The following is an 850-nucleotide window of genomic DNA, read 5'->3' on the forward strand; positions in this document are numbered from 1 at the left end:
CCACTCGAATTATCTGAAGCGGTTGATAAGTTACGCTCATCTGGTACATACACTGGTAATCAAATCCGTGTAATGCTCGGAGATGAACCAGGAGACGATGAACACCTAGATGAATACGTATTAACTAAAAACTACGAATCAGTTTCATCAACAGAAGGGGGTGAGACTAATAATGGGTAATCCGATTGTAAGAAATGTCACGCCAGTTTTTAGAAACGAAACTAAGAATAACAAGCACATCTTAACGTTGTCAGGCACTATTGCTAACTTATCTTTTCTTGGCGACACTATCAGCGCTAAAGCTGTGAAAGATTCACTTGATAATGTTAAAGAAGATATTGTTATTCGTTTAAATTCTGGCGGTGGTGATGTGTTTGAAGGGATAGAAATTTATAATTACTTAAAGTCCTTATCAAATCACATTACAATTGAAGTCACTGCATTAGCTGCAAGTGCTGCATCATTAGTTGCAATGGCAGGAGATAAGATTATCATCCGAACAGGCGCAAATATGATGGTACATGAAGCTTCTACAATGGCTTTTGGTAACAAATCAGACATTCAGAAAACATTGAATGCTTTAACTGCAATTGATACATCTATTGTTGATATATATCATGATAGAACAGGTTTAGATCGTGATGAGATTGATAATCTAATCGCTAATGAAACGTGGTTAACTGCAGATGAAGCAATCAATAAAGGTTTTGCAGATGAGAAATCATCTCGTAAATCTGTTGAGAAGCAGAAAGAAGGTGTAGAAAACTTGAAAGACTCTAAGTATGTAGCAAGACTTAAAGAACAAAGAAGCATTCTTAATGCAATGATTAATGAAGCAGAAGAAGGAACA

1 protein-coding gene and 1 pseudogene are annotated in these 850 nt (G+C 36.0%); both read left to right on the forward strand.

Translation table 11 applies throughout. The annotated features are described in order from the left end of the window. Nucleotides 1-180: pseudogene (locus tag KA909_RS13600) on the forward strand (phage portal protein); the annotation flags it as partial. Continuing rightward, the coding region (locus KA909_RS12525; RefSeq protein ID WP_210130290.1) for a head maturation protease, ClpP-related at nucleotides 173-850 on the forward strand (678 nt) is incomplete at its 3' end. The pseudogene KA909_RS13600 and the gene KA909_RS12525, both read left to right, overlap by 8 nt.

The organism is Staphylococcus sp. GDX8P54P (assembly GCF_017893165.1).
Taxonomy (GTDB): domain Bacteria; phylum Bacillota; class Bacilli; order Staphylococcales; family Staphylococcaceae; genus Staphylococcus; species Staphylococcus borealis.